This is a genomic window from Nocardia sp. NBC_01327 (assembly GCF_035958815.1).
GTDB lineage: Bacteria > Actinomycetota > Actinomycetes > Mycobacteriales > Mycobacteriaceae > Nocardia.
The window spans coordinates 5,118,799-5,138,715 of the sequence record NZ_CP108383.1 but is presented as its reverse complement, the minus strand read 5'-3'; the positions used below and the strand labels follow the sequence as shown (position 1 = coordinate 5,138,715).

At 66.2% G+C, this 19,917-nt stretch carries 17 protein-coding genes; 9 read left to right on the top strand and 8 right to left on the bottom strand.

Annotated elements, in window-relative coordinates:
* The first annotated feature begins 3 nt into the window (after positions 1 to 3).
* Both OG326_RS23335 and OG326_RS23330 read left to right on the top strand, forming a co-directional pair.
* A complete protein-coding gene (locus OG326_RS23335; RefSeq protein ID WP_327139239.1) occupies positions 4 to 1,533 on the top strand; it encodes a MutS-related protein in 1,530 nt (509 codons plus the stop codon).
* On the top strand, positions 1,530 to 3,026 hold the full coding sequence (locus OG326_RS23330) for a MutS-related protein (RefSeq protein ID WP_327139238.1): 1,497 nt from the start codon (positions 1,530 to 1,532) through the stop codon (positions 3,024 to 3,026). The genes OG326_RS23335 and OG326_RS23330 overlap by 4 nt, the downstream gene beginning before the upstream one ends.
* A 37-nt stretch (positions 3,027 to 3,063) precedes the next feature.
* Here OG326_RS23330 and OG326_RS23325 read toward each other — a convergent pair whose 3' ends face one another.
* Together OG326_RS23325 and OG326_RS23320 are read right to left on the bottom strand one after the other, a co-directional pair.
* On the bottom strand, positions 3,064 to 3,675 hold the full coding sequence (locus tag OG326_RS23325) for a TetR/AcrR family transcriptional regulator (protein ID WP_327139237.1): 612 nt from the start codon (positions 3,673 to 3,675) through the stop codon (positions 3,064 to 3,066).
* A complete protein-coding gene (locus OG326_RS23320) occupies positions 3,676 to 5,415 on the bottom strand; it encodes an N-acyl-D-amino-acid deacylase family protein (RefSeq protein ID WP_327139236.1) in 1,740 nt (579 codons plus the stop codon). It lies immediately after the preceding gene.
* Positions 5,416 to 5,872: 457 nt separating this feature from the next.
* On the opposite strand from OG326_RS23320, the gene OG326_RS23315 reads away from it, so the two are divergent.
* Positions 5,873 to 6,949, top strand: a complete 1,077-nt coding sequence (locus OG326_RS23315; RefSeq protein ID WP_327139235.1) for a cytochrome P450 — start codon at positions 5,873 to 5,875, stop codon at positions 6,947 to 6,949.
* On the opposite strand, the gene OG326_RS23310 is transcribed toward OG326_RS23315, so the two are convergent.
* The 3 genes from OG326_RS23310 to OG326_RS23300 all read right to left on the bottom strand — a co-directional run bounded on the left by OG326_RS23310 (position 6,913) and on the right by OG326_RS23300 (position 9,387).
* Positions 6,913 to 7,317, bottom strand: a complete 405-nt coding sequence (locus OG326_RS23310; protein ID WP_327139234.1) for a nuclear transport factor 2 family protein — start codon at positions 7,315 to 7,317, stop codon at positions 6,913 to 6,915. The two genes, OG326_RS23315 and OG326_RS23310, sit on opposite strands and share 37 nt — an antisense overlap.
* A gap of 21 nt (positions 7,318 to 7,338) precedes the next feature.
* Positions 7,339 to 7,902: a MarR family winged helix-turn-helix transcriptional regulator gene (locus OG326_RS23305; RefSeq protein WP_327139233.1), complete on the bottom strand. Its 564-nt coding sequence runs from the start codon at positions 7,900 to 7,902 to the stop codon at positions 7,339 to 7,341.
* A gap of 84 nt (positions 7,903 to 7,986) precedes the next feature.
* The gene (locus tag OG326_RS23300) at positions 7,987 to 9,387 is read right to left on the bottom strand and encodes an FAD-dependent oxidoreductase (RefSeq protein ID WP_327139232.1); all 1,401 of its coding nucleotides are present in this window, start codon (positions 9,385 to 9,387) and stop codon (positions 7,987 to 7,989) included.
* Between the two features lie 354 nt (positions 9,388 to 9,741).
* Between OG326_RS23300 and OG326_RS23295 the strand changes: the two genes are divergently transcribed.
* Genes OG326_RS23295 through OG326_RS23280 form a run of 4 tightly spaced genes read left to right on the top strand, consistent with a single transcriptional unit; the run spans position 9,742 to position 13,641 of the window.
* On the top strand, positions 9,742 to 10,761 hold the full coding sequence (locus OG326_RS23295; protein ID WP_327139231.1) for a hypothetical protein: 1,020 nt from the start codon (positions 9,742 to 9,744) through the stop codon (positions 10,759 to 10,761).
* Positions 10,758 to 11,795, top strand: coding sequence for a hypothetical protein (locus OG326_RS23290; RefSeq protein WP_327139230.1), 1,038 nt, complete (start codon positions 10,758 to 10,760; stop codon positions 11,793 to 11,795). Before OG326_RS23295 ends, OG326_RS23290 begins: the two co-directional genes overlap by 4 nt.
* Complete coding sequence (locus OG326_RS23285) at positions 11,792 to 12,622, top strand: hypothetical protein (RefSeq protein WP_327139228.1); 831 nt, start codon at positions 11,792 to 11,794, stop codon at positions 12,620 to 12,622. The genes OG326_RS23290 and OG326_RS23285 overlap by 4 nt, the downstream gene beginning before the upstream one ends.
* The gene (locus OG326_RS23280) at positions 12,619 to 13,641 is read left to right on the top strand and encodes a hypothetical protein (RefSeq protein WP_327139227.1); all 1,023 of its coding nucleotides are present in this window, start codon (positions 12,619 to 12,621) and stop codon (positions 13,639 to 13,641) included. Before OG326_RS23285 ends, OG326_RS23280 begins: the two co-directional genes overlap by 4 nt.
* Before the next feature lie 27 nt (positions 13,642 to 13,668).
* Here OG326_RS23280 and OG326_RS23275 read toward each other — a convergent pair whose 3' ends face one another.
* Both OG326_RS23275 and OG326_RS23270 read right to left on the bottom strand, forming a co-directional pair.
* Positions 13,669 to 14,850, bottom strand: a complete 1,182-nt coding sequence (locus OG326_RS23275; RefSeq protein WP_327139226.1) for a cytochrome P450 — start codon at positions 14,848 to 14,850, stop codon at positions 13,669 to 13,671.
* A 201-nt stretch (positions 14,851 to 15,051) separates the two neighbouring features.
* Positions 15,052 to 16,683 carry an FAD-dependent monooxygenase gene (locus OG326_RS23270; protein ID WP_327139225.1) on the bottom strand — a complete coding sequence of 544 codons (1,632 nt, stop codon included), beginning with the start codon at positions 16,681 to 16,683 and terminating at the stop codon, positions 15,052 to 15,054.
* 91 nt (positions 16,684 to 16,774) lie between these two features.
* Between OG326_RS23270 and OG326_RS23265 the strand changes: the two genes are divergently transcribed.
* The gene (locus OG326_RS23265; protein WP_327139224.1) at positions 16,775 to 17,386 is read left to right on the top strand and encodes a TetR family transcriptional regulator; all 612 of its coding nucleotides are present in this window, start codon (positions 16,775 to 16,777) and stop codon (positions 17,384 to 17,386) included.
* Positions 17,387 to 17,448: 62 nt separating this feature from the next.
* Positions 17,449 to 18,675, top strand: a complete 1,227-nt coding sequence (gene dinB, locus OG326_RS23260; RefSeq protein WP_327139223.1) for a DNA polymerase IV — start codon at positions 17,449 to 17,451, stop codon at positions 18,673 to 18,675.
* Positions 18,676 to 18,690: 15 nt separating this feature from the next.
* On the opposite strand, the gene OG326_RS23255 is transcribed toward dinB, so the two are convergent.
* Complete coding sequence (locus OG326_RS23255; RefSeq protein WP_327139222.1) at positions 18,691 to 19,911, bottom strand: serine hydrolase; 1,221 nt, start codon at positions 19,909 to 19,911, stop codon at positions 18,691 to 18,693.
* Positions 19,912 to 19,917 lie beyond the last annotated feature (6 nt).

Genomic DNA, 19,917 nt, shown 5'->3' with positions numbered 1-19,917 from the left:
GGGATGCGGGCAGGCAGTGTTCTGTGGCCGGAGCGGTCGGCGGCGATCGCGGAGGTGGTCGCCGATGGCGACACTCTGACCGACCTCAATATCGATCAGGTGATCGCCGCGGTACTTCGCGAGGGGGACGAATACGGGCTCGAGTCGTTGTTTCGGCGGCCGGTGCGCGATCGGGATACGGTGCGGTACCGCCAGGAAGTCTTCGGCGACTTGGGAAATGACGCGATACGTGCCGTATTCGTGGAGTTCGCCCACGGAATGCGGCGCGTACGGCGACGGCTGGCAGGCGCGGCGCGGCTGACGCATCCACGACAGAAGCAGAGGTGGCTGCTCGACGCGGCCGCGGACTACATCACGGCGATCACGCGGACAGCCGAGGCGATGACAGACCTGCCGTTATCGTCCCAGGCGCTGGTGCGGTGGCGCACCTTCGTCGAGTTCTACACCGGCGGAGCAGAATTCGGTCAGCTCGTGACCGCCGTACGAGACGTACAGCAAGCTTTGTCCACCGTTCGCTACAGCATCCGGATCGTCGACAACACCATCGAAGTCGGCGCTGCCACCGACGAACAGAACTACAGCGCAACGATTGCAGACCTGTTCGTGCGCTTCGGATCCGGCGCCCCTCCCCCGCCTCGGCCGGAGGCGGAATGGGCCGATATGAACCAGATGGAGGAGCAGATCCTCGATCGAGTTGTCGCCCTGCATCCGGGCGCTTTCCGGCGGCTCGCCGAATTCTCGGGCAGGCATGAGCATTTCACCGATTCAGGTGTGGCGACGTTCGACCGCGAAATCCATTTCTATCTGCTGTATCTCGACTTCGCCCGGACCATCACCGGCGACGGCCGGACCATGTGCCTGCCGCAGGTGGTGGTCCAGCCCGCTGATCTTCGCGCCGAACAGGCCTTCGACCTGGCGCTGGCCGGTCGCCGGCGGCACACCGAAGAGCCCTTGGTGTGCAACGATTTCGAGCTGTCGGGCACGGAACGGGTCCTGGTGGTGACGGGTCCGAATCAGGGCGGAAAGACCACGTTCGCGCGCATGTTCGGGCAACTCGTTTATCTCGCCGCGCTCGGGTGCCCGGTTCCGGCACACTCGGCCCGACTCGCACTACCGGATCGAATATGCACGCATTTCGAACGCGCGGAACAGGCTGCCGATTCCGACGGCCGGCTGCTGGCCGAACTCGAGCGGATGCGAGACACCCTCGACCGGGCCACGCCGGACAGCGTGATCATTCTGAACGAAAGCTTCAGCTCGACAAGCACTGTCGACGGCGTGCAGATCGGATTCGAGGTCCTCGATCAGATTATCGCGCGGGGCTCGATCGCCGTGTGGGTGACGTTTTTCGACGAACTCGCCCATGCGGGACCGGCAACCGTCAGCATGGTCGCCGCCACCGACTCGGACGACCCGTCGCACCGCACGTTCCGGATCGTCCGCAGACCGGCCGACGGCAATGCCCACGCGGTGGTGCTCGCCGAGCGATACGGACTGACGTACGACCTTGTCACGGCGAGGATCGCGCAATGAGAGTCAACCTGCTGTATCCGTCGGGCGGGATTTCGAGCACGGCCGTCAACGGTGATCGCGCATTCGGTGACCTGGGAATGGAATCGCTGTATGCCGCAATGGCAGCCGGTGACGAGATCGTCTTGCATTCGGTCCGGGCGATCCTGCCCGCGACAATGGTCGATCCCGAGGTAATTCGCCACCGGCAGGCCGTGCTGACCGACTGCTGCGCCCATCCGGCAGTGATTCGCGAGCTCTTCGACATCGCCGTCGAGCCCACCCGGATCCAGCGCTGGCCGATCGGCGGCGGTCGCCGATCAGGCGGCAAACTCATGCTCGCGCTGCAACCGTTCACCGAGCTCATTGGCTGCGTCCGGCGGCTGCGCGCTCTGTGCGAGCAGCACGCCTCGCTGTTCAGCTCGTCCGGACTCACCGACTTGGTGATGACGGTGACCCAGAGTTTCGACGATGAGTATCTCGACGCTGTCGAAGCACAGCTGGACACCATGTATTTCGAGCACGGCGTGCATATCAGCACTGGGCTCGGGACCGGCAATAAGATCACGAATATCGTGCTGCACGAACCGATTCGCCCGCGGCGCGGCCGCTTCGGACTCGACCGGCGTTCCAGCCGTGCCTTCCAGCCCATCGAAGATCCCGAAGCCGGATCCAACCCCGGCCTGAACCCCGTCAAGCAGCTGAAGGACCGAGCGCTTCTCGACGTCGCGGAGGTCGTGAGTTATGCCGCCGACCATGTGCACGACTTCTTCGAGCGGCTGCGCACCGAACTCGCCTTCTATATCGGCTGTCTCACGCTGCGCGATCGATTGACTCGGGCGGGACTACCGACCTGCCTTCCGATCATTCATCCGGCGGGCACCCCGAGACTTCGATGCACGGGCCTGCGCGATATCAGTCTGTCCTTGGCCGCCGATCGGGCGGTGATCGGCAACAATGTGGCTGCCGATGCGCGCTCGCTGATCGTCGTGACCGGCGCGAACAACGGCGGCAAATCCACCTTTCTGCGCAGCCTCGGCGCGGCGCAATTGATGATGCAGGCCGGGATGTTCGTCATTGCCGACAGCTTCGAATCCGATATCCGCGACGGCGTTTTCACGCATTTCGTCACCGACGAAGACCGCACCATGACCCATGGCAAACTCGTCGACGAGCTACTCCGAATGAGCGCCATCGTCGACCGGATCGGCCCGAATTCCCTGCTGCTGTGCAATGAATCGTTCGCATCGACCAGCGAGCGAGACGCCTCCCGAATCGCGGCTCCACTCATCGGAGCCATGGTCGACGCGGGCGTGAGGATCGTCTTCGTCACCCACCTGTACGAGTTCGCACATCAGCGCTACCGAGCCGGGCATTCGACCGACCTGTTCCTGCGCGCCGGACGCCTCGCCGATGGCAGTCGCACCTTCCACATCACGCCAGGCACACCCGAACCGGGAAGCCACGCCGACGAGATCTTCCGGCGAGTATTCGACAAAGCACAGACCGGAGGCTGATCGAATCACCCGCGCGGCAGCTAAATCCGGATGCGGTTCAGTTCCGGCGAACGCTCGTCAACTGACGGAAGGCATCGGCAATCTGGTCGATTCGGGCTTCCTCGAGATCGGGCCGCGGATAGGTGTGCCGGAAGATCGCCTCACCGTCGAACATGTGCAGCAGTGACGTGGTGACCAGCCGGGCCACTTCCGGGGAGACGTCAGGGCTCAAGGTGGCCACCGCGACTTCCTCGACCTCGCTCATGAGCCCGCGCAGCACGGGTTCCAGACGAGTGCGCAATTCCGGTTCGGTGCGGGCGGCGACCAGCAGTTCCAGCCAGACCACATTGGTGGTGTCGCGGATCTCGCGGCGGATGAAGTGCATGAGCCCGGTGAGATCCACCGGATGGCTGGTGTTCTCCGGCAGGCGCAGGTCCGCGACCGCGACCATATGCCGGCGGCGAACCTCGTCCGCGGCGGCCACCACCAGATCGGTCCGGGATTCGAAGTGCCGGAAGATGGCGGCCTTGGAAACCCCGGCGCGACTGCTGATCTCGCCCAGTGAGGTGTTGTGGTAGCCGATCTCGGCAATGGCCTCGATGGTGGCGTCCACAAGTTTGGTGATGGTGGCGGCGCGGCGCTCGGCCTGAGTTCGTCGCGCGGTCGTCAATTAGCCTCCAGCTCGCAGGAATCGCCCGGTCCGGCCGGTGCCCAGGACCTCGGCGGGCACTCCGTCGCCGAAGACGTACCGACCACCGATGAACACGGCCGACACGGCTCTGTCATTGCGATTGACCATACGTGGCAGGTTTCCGTAGGTGGGCACAGGGCATTCGGCGTACGCCTCGAGCGAATCGTCCAGACCGGATGGATCGACGATGAGCACATCGGCGCGATCGCCTTCGCGCAGGTGACCGGCGTCCAGGCCGTACCAGTCGGCCAGTTCACCGGTCAGCCGGTGCACCGCCTGCTCGAGCGTGAGGAACGGCTGTCCGGCCTGTTCCGCGCGCTGCACCCGGTGCAGGAACCGCAGGCCGAAGTTGTAGAAGGCCATATTGCGCAGATGCGCGCCCGCATCGGAGAACCCCAGCTGCACCCCGGGATGCGCGCTGAGCTTGTTGAGCATCTCGGGACGATGGTTGGAAATCGTGGTGCGCCAGCGCAATTTGGTGCCGTGCTCCACAACGAGGTCGAGGAAGGCGTCGACCGGATGCAGTCCGCCGCGAGCGACACCCACCTGCCCGAAGGTCTTGCCGAGGACACTCGCATCGGGGCAGTCCACGATCTCGGCGTCGAAGAAGTCCCGGTGCCAGACCCGGATCCCGAACTTCGAGTCGTAATCCTTGCGGAATCGCCTGCGGTACGCCTCATCTCGCATGAGCGCATTGCGCTCCACCTGATCGGCCAGATGCAGTGCGGCCGCGCCGGAGCCGAACTCCTCGAAGATGACCAGATCGATGCCGTCGGCATACACCTCGAACGGAATCGGCAGATGCTGCCAGCGGAAGTCGCCGCCCAGCCCGTTCACCACCCGGGTGATCGCACCCATCAGGTGCACCAGCAGCGGATTCGCCTTGAGGTCGGCGGCCGAGATCAGGGTGGTCTTCAGCTGTCGCCGGAACAGCCCGACGCTGCTGAACGTCATCGCGGCGATACTGCGCGGCGAGGTGACATCGGGCCCGCCCTGCAGCACGCGCCGGCGCCGCCGCAGAATCGCATTGAGCCGCCGCCGTTCCCGCGCCCGGGCGTAGGTCGAGGGCAGGGTCCGGGAGCGGGCGACCTCACCGTCGAGCTTGTCGAACAGCAGCTGCTGCGCCGACATCCCGACGAACCCCGCGTCCAGCGCCTCGGTGAGCGCGGCCTCCATCGCCGCCTGCTCGGCTGCCGTGGGGCGCACCTGCTTGCGGGTGGCCCGATCCAGCCCCATGAGCGCGGTCCGAATATCCGAATGCCCGATCATCGCACCGAGATTGGGCCCCAGCGGCAGCTCCTCGAGGGCGGCGACGTATTCACGCGCCGACGTCCAGGTCTTCCCCTCCACGGCCGCGATCACGTGCTGCCGCGGAATCGCCTCGACCCGGCCGAACAGATCTCCCGCATCGGTCGCCGAGGCATGCACGGTCGACAGCGAACACGAACCGAGGATCACCGTCGTAATCCCGTGCCGCACAGACTCGGTCAGCCCCGGCGCCTGCAAGACCTCGATGTCGTAGTGGGTGTGCATATCGATCATTCCCGGCATCACCCACTTGCCCGCGGCATCGACGACGTTCGGGCAGTCGGTCTCGTCGAGCGGCTCCGCGGACACCGCGACAACGCGATCCCCGCGCACACCGAGATGGCGGATGGCTGAAGGGGATCCGGCGCCGTCGAACCAGCGGCCGTCCTTGATGATCGTGTCATAGCCCACACCAAACATTGCAACCGATCGGTCACTAACTGTCAACCCGCTATCCGCCCGAGGCCAGAAGTCTGGCGCGAAAGGTCAGCTGTCGGGCATGGCGGTTCGACGCCGCTCGGCATGATGAGCGAGCGTATCGACGATTCGATGCCCAGCTGATGCGCGAATGCGTGCGGCGATCGCAGAGTTCCAGGAGGCCGGCGGCGATGTTCTTCGTCATGGAGCAAGGTTGCAACCCCGACGCAGCGTCAGGGTCCAGGTCTCTCCCGTTGCCATCGCTGCGGAATGCGGGGCTTCCCAGGCGATCGAAATGCAGTGCGGTACAAGCTGATTGATGGCTGCGCGGCGAAGGGATTCTGGAGTTGGCAGACTGGCGAGCATGACATCGCTGGGGAGTTGTCCGTTTCAGGCTGGGATCCATGCCGTTGATGAGCTGCATGAGGATCTTCGGACTCGCGGAGGCGGAGTGCACCGGGCGGAATTGCCGGACGGGTCGCCGGTGTGGGTGGTGACCGGGTATGACGCGGTGACTCGACTGCTTGCGGACCCGCGCATGTCAGCGGCGAAGTCGGACAGCACCACCGGGTTTCTCGGGAACAAGCTGCCACCGGCGCTGGACGCCAATCTGCTGAATATGGACGGCGAGGAGCATCGGCGGATTCGCAAGCTTGCCGCGGAGGCGTTCGGGCCGCGCAATCATTCCGCGCAGGAAAAGATGGTGGCGGCAGCCGTTTCCGAATTGGTCACCGCGCTGCCGGCCGATGGCGACATCGACTTCATGGACCAGCTGTGTGAACCGCTGCCCGCGCGGGTGATCGGGACGCTGCTGGGTTTGCCGCGTGCACAACTGGCGGCGTTCCGAGAGGCGTCCGCACTGCTGCTGCGCGTCGACACCTCCCCCGGCGGCGAGGACACCCGCAAGTCGATGACCACACTCCTGGGGCTGATCTCCGGTGTCATCGCCGATAAACGCCGTGCGCCCGGCGACGATCTGCTGTCGGCCTGGATCGCCGCCCGCGACGGTCAGGACAGGCTGACCGAGAACGAGCTCATGAGTCTCGCGTTCATCACCATTGTCGGCGGATTCGAGAACACCGTCAGCGTGACCGCGTTCGCGCTCGACGAACTCGTCCGCAATCACCAGGCGCACGCGCGCGAAATCCTCGACCGGCCTGCCGAATTCGCCAAGCTGATCCGGCAGCTGATCCACGAGGGTTCGCCGATGAACTATGCGCTGCGCCGCTTCCCCACCGCCGACCTCGAGGTCAATGGCGTGACCATCCCCCGCGGGCATACGGTGTTTCTTTCCCTGCGCTCGGGGCACCTGGACCCCGCCGGAGCGGGCAAGGCCGATCTGGTGTTCGGGTACGGCCGCCACTACTGCCTCGGCGCGAAGCTCGCCGAAATGCAGGCCCAGCACGCCGCACGCGCTGTCCTGCAACGCTATTCGCACCTGAGCGTGATCGGACCGCGAACGGACTACCAGCTGCGCCCGAGCTGGCTGACCTACGCCCTGGCGGAACTGCGAATGATCGCGGCCTGATCCGGGGCGGCCATAATCGCCTGCCAGGGCGCCGAATCGAAGATGAGGGTGATCGCGATGATGCGGCCGTCGTGCAGGCGGAAGTGCTCGGCGGTGCGCTGAATTCCCACCGGTGAGTTGGTGTGCAGATCGTAGATCAGCACGGCATCGGAGTCGCCGTACAGCGTGCTGATCATGTCGATGCGGTCGATGATCTGGACGAGCTGTTCGATGCCCGCGAGATGACCTGTCGGGCTGTCGGATTCGATGAACGGGCTGCGGAAGGAGAACTCCGGGGCGAGTTGTTCGGCGGCGGCCGGAATATCGCCGCGGAAGCGGGCCGAATGGTAGGCCTCGACGGCCTGCTGGGTCGGTGCGATGGTGGGCATCGTGTCTCCCGAGAATCCGGTCTACGGCGGCGGAGTTCCATTGAGGTACTGCTCGATTGCGCGCTGGTTGTCGACGACCCGCAGACACAGGTGCCGCAGCTGCGCGAGTTCCTCCGGCGCGAATCCGGCGAAGATCGCCGACATCGCCCGGTCGGTCGGCCGGCGGAAGGACTCCAGCCACTCGTGTCCGGCCGCGGTGATCTTGACGCGCACCGTACGACGATCGCGCGGGTCCGGAACACGCTCGGCCAGACCGTTTCCGGCGAGGGTGTCGACCAGTCCGGTGACATTGCGGGAACTCACCCCGCAGGCGCGCGCCAGATCTCCGATGCTCAAATCATGGTCGGAGACCTTCAGTCGACCCAGCACATCCAATGCCCCGGTACTGAGCCCGCGACCGCCGGCGCCTTTGGTGCGCAGGCGATCGACGGCCTGCCAGGCCGAACGCAGTGCCGCAGCCGCTTCCAGCGCACCGATCTCGCTGTCCGTGGCCAGCATTGCCATGGATTTCCGGACGCCGGGGTCGTACAGCAGACCGTCCGCATCGCTTGCGGTTCGCTCCGGAAATTTATGTACGTCATTCATTATGAATGACTACCTTAATCCCCCGAGCAGGCAACGGCAATCCCGTAGATGCCGTTGCCCGCTCGAAAACCGGTCGGCCGCAGGTCAGTTGACGAGCGCCGTGTAGATCCGGTTGTTGGGGTCGAGTTTGGTGCGGATCGCATCGAGCCGGGTGAAGTTGTCTCCGAAATAGCGGTCGACCGGATCCCCGGGCTCGAGGTAGTTGACATAGGCGCCCGAGGTGGCGGATTTGATGAGCTGATGGGCTTCGAGAACCCAGGCTCGTGCTATGTCCGTCGGGGTCGGTTCGTAGCAGCCCCACTCCACCATCGCGGCGTGATTGCGCCACGGGAACGCGGCATCGGCGGGTGTGGTGTCGCGTATCGCACCGTCGAGGGTATTGATCTGCACCCACCCGGTATTGCCGTCCCGGGAGAACATGGTGATCGCCTCGATGATCGTCGCGATCACGTCGGAGGACAGCTCTTTGACGATGTCGGAACCGTTGTTGAAGCTCGCGCGCGGTTCGGTATTGCTGCCGCCGGCGAGATAGGTCACCGCCTCCATATGCGAGAGCGTGCGAGCTTCCACCGACAGCGGCAACATCCGCATCGCGCTCGCCAGCGCCGCACCGGCGAGAGCGCCGGAACCCGCGGGACACACCAGCTGCACCCAGCAGCGCAACCCGCCGTGACCGTCGGCGTCCACACTGATATCGGCCCATTGCTCGTGGTCGGCGCCACGCACCCATTCCGCCCAGCCTGCAATGGCATCCGCCGCCCGCTCACCGGGGAACGTCAGCGCCACAACATCTTTCGACGTCGCCTCGCAGGTGTTGAAGGTGAACGACGTCACGATGCCGAGGAAGTGACCGCCACCGCGCAGCGCCCAGAACAAATCCGGTCGCGACGTCGCCGACACCTCCGTGACCGTGCCGTCGGGCAGTACCAGCGTCGCGGCGCTGAGCCGGTCGCAGGTCATGCCGTAGCGCCGTGATTCGAAGCCCAGCCCGCCGCCGAGCGCGAGTCCGGCAATGCCGACCGACGGGCACATCCCGGCCGGAATGGTCTGCCCGTACTGATCCAGCTCCTGATACACATCACTCAATGTCAGAGCGGGCGCCACCACCGCGGTCCCGTCCTGATAACTGACACCCGTAAGACCACGCAGATCAACGATCATCACCCCCGTCGCGGACGACACCCCCGCGTACGAATGCCCGCCGGACCGGGCCGCCAGGCGCAACTTGTTCTGCGCTGCGAACGAAACCGCCGTCGCGACATCCTCGGCGGTCGACACCTGCACAACAGCGGACGGCGTCTCATCGTCGAACCGCGTGTTGAAGATCTGCTTGGCCATCCCATAATCCGCATCGTCGGCGCGCACCACGCGGCCCTCGATGTGGTTCTGCAACTCATCCCAATCCGCCGCGGCGGCCAACTCGGCCGAGGACGGTGAAGGGTCGGCATGCGCAGGCAACTCGCTGGCAGATGCCCAACCAGCCACTGCGATCCCGAGTGCTCCCCGCAGAAACATGCTGCGTGAAATGGCGATATCGGTGGTATCTATCGCTCGGCTCCTATCCCTCATCTGGTACGACCTCCCCACGTTACTGGTTGGTGCAGTACAAGATCGGTCGTTCCGTCAGGCCGCTGACGCACGACCACAACGGATCTCGTACTCACCAATGGTCGCCCCGCGATCGGGCCGCACACCCTTCTCACAGCCAATTAACAGGGGTTTACCGGATTCCGTTCACCGTGACTTCAACGGGTTACTTTTCCGCCGACTCGAGTTGCTATGTGTGTGCTGTCCGAACACTTGGAGTACATCAGCACCGAATCAATCGAGGGACAAGTTATGGCACGGAATTCGTATCGGTTTGCTGCGGGCCTGGCCGCGCTCGGGCTCGCCGCCCTGGCCGCGCCGGTCGCGCATGCGGAACCCGCGCCGCTCAACGGGCTGTTCGCGCTCTCCTCGGGGGTGTGCGCGAACGGGGTGGTCACCGGGAGCTTCTTCCGGATGATCCTGCCCACCGGCGATGCGAACGGGCCGTACCTGCAGAACAGCGATTCGCGGTGCAGCGATCAAACGGTGACTCCACTGTCCGCGGGCAGTGACGGCGGACTGGTCAGCGGCAGTTATCAGCCGCAACCGGCGGCGGCATTCGACGGAGCGGGCAATGCGGTCTCCGGACGCGTCACCACACCGGTGCGGTTCTACGGCGTGGACTTCGCGACAGCCACCAATGCGACCGATCCGCAGACCGGCACGGGCGCGGGCCTGCCGCAGATCTACAGCGATGGCGGGCACCTGTCGGGTGATTTGAGCAGCCTCGGCGTCACCTGGAACAACCAGCTCTTCAACCAGGGCTCCCCGAAGCCCGGCGGCGGTCTGCCGGGCAAGACCAGCCCGATCACCGGAAGCATCGACGGGGCAGGCAATTTCGTCATCGAATGGACCAGTCAGATCGTCGGCGGGCCGTTCAACAACTTCACCGGGTTGTGGCATCTGGCGGGGCAGTATCGCGGTGGCGGGCTGCAGGCCGCGCCTGCCGCGGCCCCGATCGCACCGGCCGCGCCGCAGGCGGCGGCGCCGGTACAGGCCGCCGTTCCGGCGCAGCCGCCGGTCGCCGCCGCGCCGGCTCCGGCCGCTGCGGCACCCGCGCCCATCAATGCCGCACCCGCGTCGGCAGCCGCAAATCCCGCTGCCAGCCCCCGGACTGCGCAGGCCGATCCGGCCCCTGTGGCCCAGAGCGTGGAAATCCCACGCAATCAGCGCAATTCGTGGCTGATACCGGTGCTGTTCGTCGCCGCCGTGGTCGGTACCGCCGCGTTCTTCAGCGCCGGACGCCTCGCCAGGATCCGGATCCGGCGATGACCTCCGCACCGCCCTCGTCCGCACTTCCCGCGTACAGCGAATTCGTCTCCACCATCGAACGCGCCCCCGAGCGGGTGGCGGCCCGCTGGCCGTTCGTCGCAGTGATCGTGCTGGGCGTGCTGCTGGTGGCCGCGCCCCTGATCACCGGCATGCTCCCCCGGGCGATCAAGGGCGAGGCCATGATCGACGCCTTCCATCCCTACATCGCCTCGAAGAGCATTCAGGACTATCGGGACGATCTGCACGTGCTCGACGAGGCGCGCACGAACGTCCTCGCGATTCAGGCGAACGGCGGGCAGCCGGGCAAGTTCGACTACGTCGACAAGTTCGTCCAGGACTACCCGAGCATCAATGCCAATCTGACCGGCATGGTCGACAGCATCGACGCCAATCAGGACAACTACCGGAAGCTTTCCAGCACAGCCCCTTTCGGAGCCCTGCCCTGGCTGCTGGCGCTACCCGGCCTGGTGTTGATCACGGCGGGCGGCTTCGGGCTGCGCGCCGCGCGCAACGGTAAGCGCGGCGTGTTCTGGCACGGAACGGCGGCCTTGGCCGGACTAGCGCTGCTGGCCGTGCCCCTCACCGGTGGCCTGTTCCAGGCCGCACCGGCGGCACAGCCGCTCATCAATGATTTCCGGCCGATACTCACGCACGACGAAGTACGCACGGTCCAGGGCTATTTCGTCACCATCGTCGCCGCGGACGGGGAGCTCAACAGTCGCTATGTGAGCGCGTTGAAGACGGCCCGCCCGGACGCCGATCGCACCGGCATCACGGCGCTGGAGGCACGCTGGCAGCCGATGACGGCTCGCTTCGCGGCGCTGGTCGGCGTGCTGAACGACAATGTCGGCAATTTCGATGCGGTTGTCGCACTCAATGATTCGACGAAGCCGCTCGGCCTCACCGCTTTCCGCGGTCTGGGCTGGGGCTTCGTGATACCCGGATCCCTCGCCCTGGCGGTCGCCGCCGCGGGGTTGCGACCGGCACTGATCGGTTCTCGCCGCGGCGGTTCCAAGGGAGGTACCTCGAAGTGAGGATTTTCGGACGTACCGGCCGCGCATTCGCGGTCCTGCTCGCCGCTACCGCGGTTCTCGCAACCGGTTGCGGCAGTGATGATTCCGCGAAGTCCGCGAGCGGACCGGAGCAGCTCGTCGGACTTCTGCGCTTCACCGCCGGCACGGCGAACGGGAGCGCGGTGACCGGTACCTGGTTCCGCATGGTGCAGCCGGGCGGCACACCCGAGAACGGGCCGTACATGCCCAATGGCGACTCGCCTGCCCAGGGCGGCTCGACCACGTTGCTGGAACCGGGAACCGCAGGCGGGCTGCGTGTCGGCGGCTATCAGAGCGAACCCAATCCCAGTTTCGCACAGGGTAATTCGCTGGCGGCCTCCATCACCAAGCCGACCAAGTTCTTCGCCGTGGAATTCGGCACCTCCACCAATGCGGTCGATCCGCAGACCCAGCGCGCCGTGCCGCCGCCGACCGTGACCGACACCGACGGGAAGCTGACCGCCGATCTGTCCGCGTGGGCCGCGTCCTGGAACGATCAGGAATTCAATCAGGGCGCACCCAAGCCGCCGGAGAAGCAGGGCGCGCAGGTCGCCGGCGCCGAACAGGTGCAGAAGGCCTGGGACTGGGTCGCTCAGCGCTGGTTCGACCGGCCGAGTTCCGATGCCGCCCAGGGGCCTTCGGCCACCGGTACCTACGACCCGAAGACCCGCGCCTTCACTCTGCAGTGGACCAGCCTCATCGTCGGGGGTCCGTTCAACGGGTTCACCGGCGTCTGGCATCTGGAAGGCGTTTACGAACCCGACGCCGCGGGCTCGCCCGCGACAACACCGAGGAGTACCGGCCGATGACTTCCGCCGAAAAGAATCGCCGACCGGCGGTGGTCGCGGCCATCCGCGCAATCGCCGCCCTGACCGTCGTCGGCAGCGCCGCGGCGGTCACCACCCTGACGGTGCGCGCCGATGACCACACCACGACCACCGTGGTCGCGAGGGAACAGACGACCACCACAACATCGGCGGCTTCGAACAAGGTGGAGGTAGCGCCCGCACCGCTCGCCGAGGGTGGTGCCGCTCCCGGAGCGGTAGCACCCGGTGGCGCGAATGCCGCTGTCCCCCTGGGTCAGGCGCCGAATGCCGCGGCGCCGATCGATCAGGTCCCGGGGGCCGCTGTTCCACTGGGTCAGGGTGGGGCTCCGGCCGCTTCCGTGCCGCTCGGGCAGGGAACTGCGCCGAATGCCTCCGTGCCACTGGGTGGAGCCACCTCGCCGAATGCGTCTGTTCCGCTGGGTGGAGGTACCGCGCCGAATGCCTCCGTGCCGCTGAATCAGGTTCCCGGACAGGATGGTTCGGTACCGCTCGCGGCGGGCAATCCGTTCGCCACCCGGCCGGTCGAATCCCAGCCCGCCTGCCCCCTGGGCTGGCCCGCGCCGAAGCAGCAGGGCGGGCTGGCCTCACTGATCGGCCTGGCTCCGCTGGCCGGGCCGTTCTCCTCGGAGGCGTTCGCGCTCGGTTCGGTCTATCAGCCGATCCTGCAGCTGGCCGGGCCGGTGCTGGCCGAGATCGCACCGGTGATCACCCAGAACCAGCCGCTGATCGATCCCATCATCGCCAATGTGCAGGCCGTGGAAGCCGTTGTGCTGCAGGCGATCCTCCCCTACTACGGCCCCTACCGCGCCCAGCTCATCGCCGCGGAGGGCGACTTCGCCAAGACCCTGGCCCCGATCCTGGATCACGCCTACAACAGCGAGGCCGCCTCCTGCCTGGTCGCCTGGCAGGGCCAGATCATCGATCAGGCCAAGGGCGGCCACATCACCGTCGCCTCCCTGGCCCACCCGGGCACCGTCGTCGAACTGGGCCCGGAGGACTGACCCTGACGGCTTCGGCCGGAACCCGTTTCAGCGCAAGGTGAGCGTGGTCGGCATGGCGGTGAAGCCGTGGACGCTGGCCGCGTGGGTGCGCACGGCTCGCTGCTCGTCGATCTCGTAGTCGGTGATGCGGGCGGACAGTTCCTCCAGGACCACCCGGGATTCCAGGCGCGCGAGGGAGGATCCGAGGCAGAAGTGCGGTCCGCCGCCGAAAGTGGCCATGGCCTTGGTATCCCGGTCCAGATCGAAGCGCTCGGGGTCCGGGAAGACCCGGGGGTCCCGGTTGGCGGACCCCATCAGCAGTAGGACGCGCTCCCCGGCGGGGATGGTCACGTCGTGCAGCGTGACGTCCTCGGTGAGCAGGCGGGCCGACGCCGGCGACGGATGGTCATAGCGCAGGGACTCCTCGATCCAGTCCACGATCCGCCCGCCGAGACCGGCCTTGCGCTGATCGGGGTTGTGCCAGGCCCAGTACCAGGCATTGCCGAGCAGGTGCGCGGTGGTCTGGTTGCCCGCGCCGATCATCAGGAACATGAAGCCGATGATCTCTTCGTCGGTGAGGCTGTCTCCGTCGGCCGAGGCCTGCACCAGGGTCGAGGCCATATCGTCACGCGGGTGGCTGCGCCGGTCGGTGACGAGTTCGGCGTAGTAGCCGTACAGTCCGACAGCCGCTTCCATCGCCTCGGGCGGAATGCCGGGCACATTGTCCACCCGGTACATCACGTTGATCATCATCCGGCCCACCGCCGGCCAATCCGACTCGGGCACTCCGCTGAGTTCGCAGATCACATCCGTCGGGACCTTCCCCGCCAGATCGGTCACCAGGTCGAACTCGTCGGATTGCAGTGCCACATCCAGATATCCGCGCACAATGCCGCGGATCCGGTCCTCCAGCGCCGCGATGCGCCGGGGAGTGAACCCGCGAGACACCAGGGACCGCATCCGGGTGTGCTGGGGCGCGTCCATGGCCAGGAACGACAGGAACCTGGGGGCTACCTCGGGATCCCACGCTCCTTCCTCGAGCAGCACCCCGTGCGAATTGGAGTACCGTCGCGTATCCCGCAGCGCTGTAGTGACATCCGCGTGCCGAGACAGCGCCCAGAAGTCCAGCTCGTCATTGCGGAAGACCGGCGCCTCCTCCCGCAATCTCGCATAGACCGGATACGGGTCCTGGTTGATCGAAAAGTCGTACAAATCGAAACGCAGCCCCACTGGGCCCTCCCCGCAGATCACCGACACGATGCAATGATCATCGACGGCCCGATCGACTTAAACAAGCACTTGCTTGTTAACCGGAGATCAACACTGAACGCCGTCCACTGCGTTGCGCTCCGGCCACCGGGTGCCGCCGGTCACATTGTCCCGCAATCGAACTCGGGAGGGCTCAAGCTAGGAACCGCGAGGCGAGCGGTTCTACACGGACGTGCCCATGGCCGCTGCCGTGCCGGTGATTCGCTCGAGCAGCGTGGTCAGGTTGCGGGGAGTCAGGCCTTCGTCCGAGCGGGCTGCGACGTGTTCGTCCGGACGCACGAGTAGTGCTCCGCCGCCGGGCAATTCGTTTCGATCACGCCACTCTGCGTGCGGGTCGGTCAGCTCGGCATTCTTGCCCAGGTGATGAACCGTGATTGCGAGTCCGGTTGCGGCATGCGCGCTTTCGGCCGCCGCACGCCAGTCGGCCGGGTCTTGGTCGGTCAGGATGGTGAAGCCGGGACCACAGAGATCGAGGGTGGAGATCTGCCGCCCCTCCGATTCGAGCCACACGTGCGGCACGCGGGTGCCCGCCTGTCCGGCGAACCGATCGACCGTCGCGCCGGTGTGCTCGGAAATCACTGCGGCAGAGGCGTATCGGTAACGGTGGATGATCGCACCGGAATCGATCTGCTGCGCGAGGGTCTCGGCATTGTCGGAGGTCGCCAGCCCGTAGCGACTGTGAAACTCGGTACGCAGCCGAGCCTGGACGGCCGCGGTGACCGCGCAGGGGCGGCGTTCGGGCTGGTAGGTGTCCAACAGTGCGGGCGCGGCGGCGCCGCTGAGGACCGAGGACAGCTTCCAGATCAGGTTGTGCGCGTCCGCAATTCCGGCATTGGCGCCGAATCCACCCCAGGGAGCGTGGCTGTGCGCGGCATCGCCGGCCAGCAGGACGCGCCCGCGCCGATAGTCGTCGGCGACATGGACACCCGTATCCCAGACGCTGCGCGCCAATATCTCGACCGGTATCTCATCGGTGCCGATCGCCGCATGCACCAGGTCGATGAGACCGGCGTCGGAATAGTCGTCGATGCTCTCGCGCTCGGGATCGTATTCGAGGTGGAAGGACCACTCATCGGTATTGTTCTTCGACAGGATCACCCCTCGCACAGCGTCATTGGTGATCTCGCACTGACTGAACGTGCGATCGCCGATCAGCCCGGTCAGGTCGGCGCGAACGAAGACATTGAGATAGTAGTGGGTCGGCGGCAGCGTCCAGCCCGTGATGCCTGCGGCTTCACGGATCGGGCTGGCCGCGCCGTCGGCGGCAATCAGGTATTCGGCGCGCAGCGTGCTCACCTGACCGGTGGCCCGGTCGGTGAGTGTGGCCGACACCCCGTCCGCATCCTGCGTCCACGTCGTGAGCTCGGTGCCGAATCGCAGACCACCACCGCGTTCGCGAGCCACCTCGGCAAGTGCGGGTTCCAGCAGAACCTGTGGGCAGAAACAGAATCCGGAGGGACTGTCCGCCGCTCCCCTGCCGCCGGGCCCGCCGCGCACGGCGCCCATATCCAATGATTCCGATGCCAGCAGCGTCTTTCCCAGTCGCGCACCGCCGAAGTGCCCGCGCGCCAGGGCGGAGGCGGTGACCTGCTGTACACGCTCCTCGATGCCCAATTGGCGAAATATCTCGACCGTGCGGGTATGCACTCCGCGTGAGCGCGGTAGCACCGAGGCGTGCGCGCGGCGCTCGGCCAGCACGAAATCGATCCCGTGGTACTGCAGTAGAAGTGCGGTGGACAACCCGACCAGCCCGCCGCCGACGACGAGTACGGATGTGTTTTCCGACGATGTCATGACCCCTCCAGAAACTACACTGGACTATATTTTTACATTCAACGGTAACTTTCGTGTCGACTGTACACTTCAGCGACCAAGGAGGTAAGTGGTGGAAGACACCGATCCCGGGCTGCGGGAACGCAAGAAGCGAGCAACCCGTCAGCGCATCGCGGATGCGGCGATAGAGTTGTTCGCGGCCCGAGGTTTCGACCAGACCACCGTCGCCGAGGTGGCCGCAGCCTCGGACGTCTCGGTCAAAACGGTCTTCAATTACTTTCCCGCCAAAGAGGATCTGTTCTTCGACCGCGCCGACGAAGTCGAACAGCGCTGGCTCATCGCCCTTGCCGACCGCCTGCCGGAGGAGTCGATCCTGGCGGGGCTGCGTCGCCGAGCGCTGTTCCGGTTCAGTGATCATCCCAATGGGCCGGGCGGGCATTTCCGAAAAGTCCTGGCGGGCAGCACAACCCTGCAGGCGCGCGGTCAGCAGATGTGGGCCGATCACGAGGATGCGCTCACCCTGGGCCTGGCCGAATTGCTCGGCACCGCACCCGATGACCCGACGCCTCGCGTACTCGCGCACCAGACGCTCAGCGTCCACTCCATGACGGTGCGAATGGTCGATATCTGGACGCGCGCCGGAATTCCCGGGCCGGAGGTCCGCGAGCGAGCGCTCGGGTTGATCAACCGATCCTTCGACATCCTCGATCGCGGTCTGGCTTAACCCGGCGTCAGAGCATCATTTCCGGCGCGGCGAGACAGACACGCCGAAGCGTATGCGAACATATGTTCGTGTCCGGTGCTGAGATCGATCAACCGAGCCGCCCGGAGCGGGCGTCGATTCTGCATGCGGATCTCGACTCCTTCTATGCCTCGGTCGAGCAGCGGGACAATCCGCGGCTGCGGGGGAAGCCGGTGCTCGTCGGGTCCGGCGTGGTGCTCGCGGCCAGCTACGAGGCGAAGGCGTTCGGAGTGCGCACGCCCATGAATGCACGGCAAGCGCTGCGGCTGTGCCCGCACGCGATCGTGGTGCCGCCGCGGATGGACGCCTATGCCCAGGCGAGCCGGGCGGTATTCGATATCTTCCGGGACACCACCCCCGAGGTGGAGGGGCTGTCGATCGACGAGGCGTTCCTCGATGTCGGCGGATTGTGGCGCATCGCCGGAACTCCGGTGGAGATCGCCCGTAGGCTGCGCGCGCGGGTGCGCGATGAGGCCGGACTGCCCATTTCGGTCGGTGTGGCCCGCACCAAATTCCTCGCCAAGGTGGCCAGCGCGGTATCGAAACCCGATGGGCTGCTGGAGGTTCCGCCCGATCGAGAGCTGGAGTTCCTGCATCCGCTGCCGGTGGAGCGACTGTGGGGCGTCGGTGAGGTGACCGCGCGGGAATTGCGCGAACGCGGCATCACCAAGGTGGGGCAGCTCGCGGAACTGGGCGAGGGCGCCTTGGCCGCGACGGTCGGGCAGGGTGCCGGGCGGCATCTGTATGCGCTGTCGTGGGCGCGGGATCCGCGCCGGGTCGATACCGGCAAACGCCGGCGATCCATCGGCGCGCAGCGTGCTCTAGGGCGTCGCGCCCGGGCCGACGACGAACTCGAGGCGTATCTGCACGGTCTGGCGGACCGGCTCGGCCGCCGGCTGCGCTCGGCCGACCGGGTATGCCGAACCGTGGTGCTGCGCTTGCGATTCGACGACTTCACCCGGGCGACCCGTTCGCACACCCTGCCGCAGGCGACCGACCACAGCGCGGTGGTCCTGCATGCCGCCCGCACACTCCTGACCGCCGCGCTACCCACCATTCACGAGCGCGGCGTGACCCTCATCGGACTGTCACTGACCAACCTCGACAATGCCGACACCATGCAGCTGGCGCTCCCTCTCGAATCCCGCGCGGACTCCACTCTCGATTCGACCCTGGATGCGCTGCACACTCGTTTCGGCTCCGGCGCCGTCACCCGTGCCGCGCTTCTCGGTCGCGGAGAAGGCTTTTCGATCCCGATGCTCCCCGACTGAACAACACCTTTCCGGTTATTCGTGCCGGCTGATGGAGTTGGAGATCTGTGCGACCAATTCCCACGGGCGGGACATATCAGCCACGGCTTTGCCGCTGGTGAGGATCGCGCCCGAGAGGCCGCGGGACTGATCGGCCCAGCCGTACTGCGTGGTCAATCCGCTTCGCCCGAAATGGGTTTCGGTATTGCGGCCGAACTTCGAACGGCGGGCGCCGAGTTCGTAGCCCGCCACCGAGACTCGACCGGCCACACCGGGGATCCAGCGGGCCGGCTGGACCGCGGTGCGCAGCGTCTCCGGGCGCATGATCCGGACGCCGTCCAATTCGCCTCCGCGAGCGAGGATCTCGTAGAAGCGGGAGAGTTCGTATGCGGTGGTGACGAGGTTGCCGGAGGGAAGTTCCGCGGTGAGGAACGCTCGCTCGGCCTCGGCGGTGGTGGGCCCGGACAGTCCGCCGCCCAGTGCCCTGCCCGCCAGATGCCGCCAGACCCGGGACGGACCCGGGCCGACCTTCACGCTCGGCACGACCTGGTCCACATCCTCGGGACGGACACCGAAATTGGTCCAGCGGAATCCGAGCGGGTCCAGGACCTGCTCGCGCAGATGCTCACGCATCGCCTTACCCGTTGTCCGCTGCACCAGCAGGCGCTGGATCAATCCGCCGGTCATGGCGTGATACACGCGGAATCGGCCGGGCTTCCAACTCGGGACCAGATCGGACAGCGCCCGCGCCGCCAATTCCTCGTCCAGCACCAGGTCGACGCCGCGATACGGCGGTGTGATGAATGGGACGCCCGCCGAATGCGAGAGCACATCACCGATGGTGATCCGGTCCTTGCCGTTCGCCGCGAACAGCGGAATGTGCCGCGACACCGGATCATCCAGCGCGAACGCGCCCTGCTCGATCAGCATGAACATGAGCGCGGCCGCAACGCCTTTGGCCGTGGAGAAGCCGCAGAACGGCGTATCGGGTGTGATGAGCCGCTTCTCGGAATCGGGCCCGTCCGCGGGCGCATTGCCCCAGCCGTGCCCGATCGCCCGGTTCAGCAGAATCTTCCCGTCCCGCCGCAGGCACACCTGGATCGCGGGCGTGGTGCCCATCAGATACCACGAGCGCACCGACTCCCAGATCGACGCGATCTCATGCGCCGCCCCCGCCGGATCGTCCTCGTAGCCGACCGTCGTCACCGCGTCCAGATCCGGTCCTACCTGCACCATCGATGTCGCAACTGGGCTCATTCGACC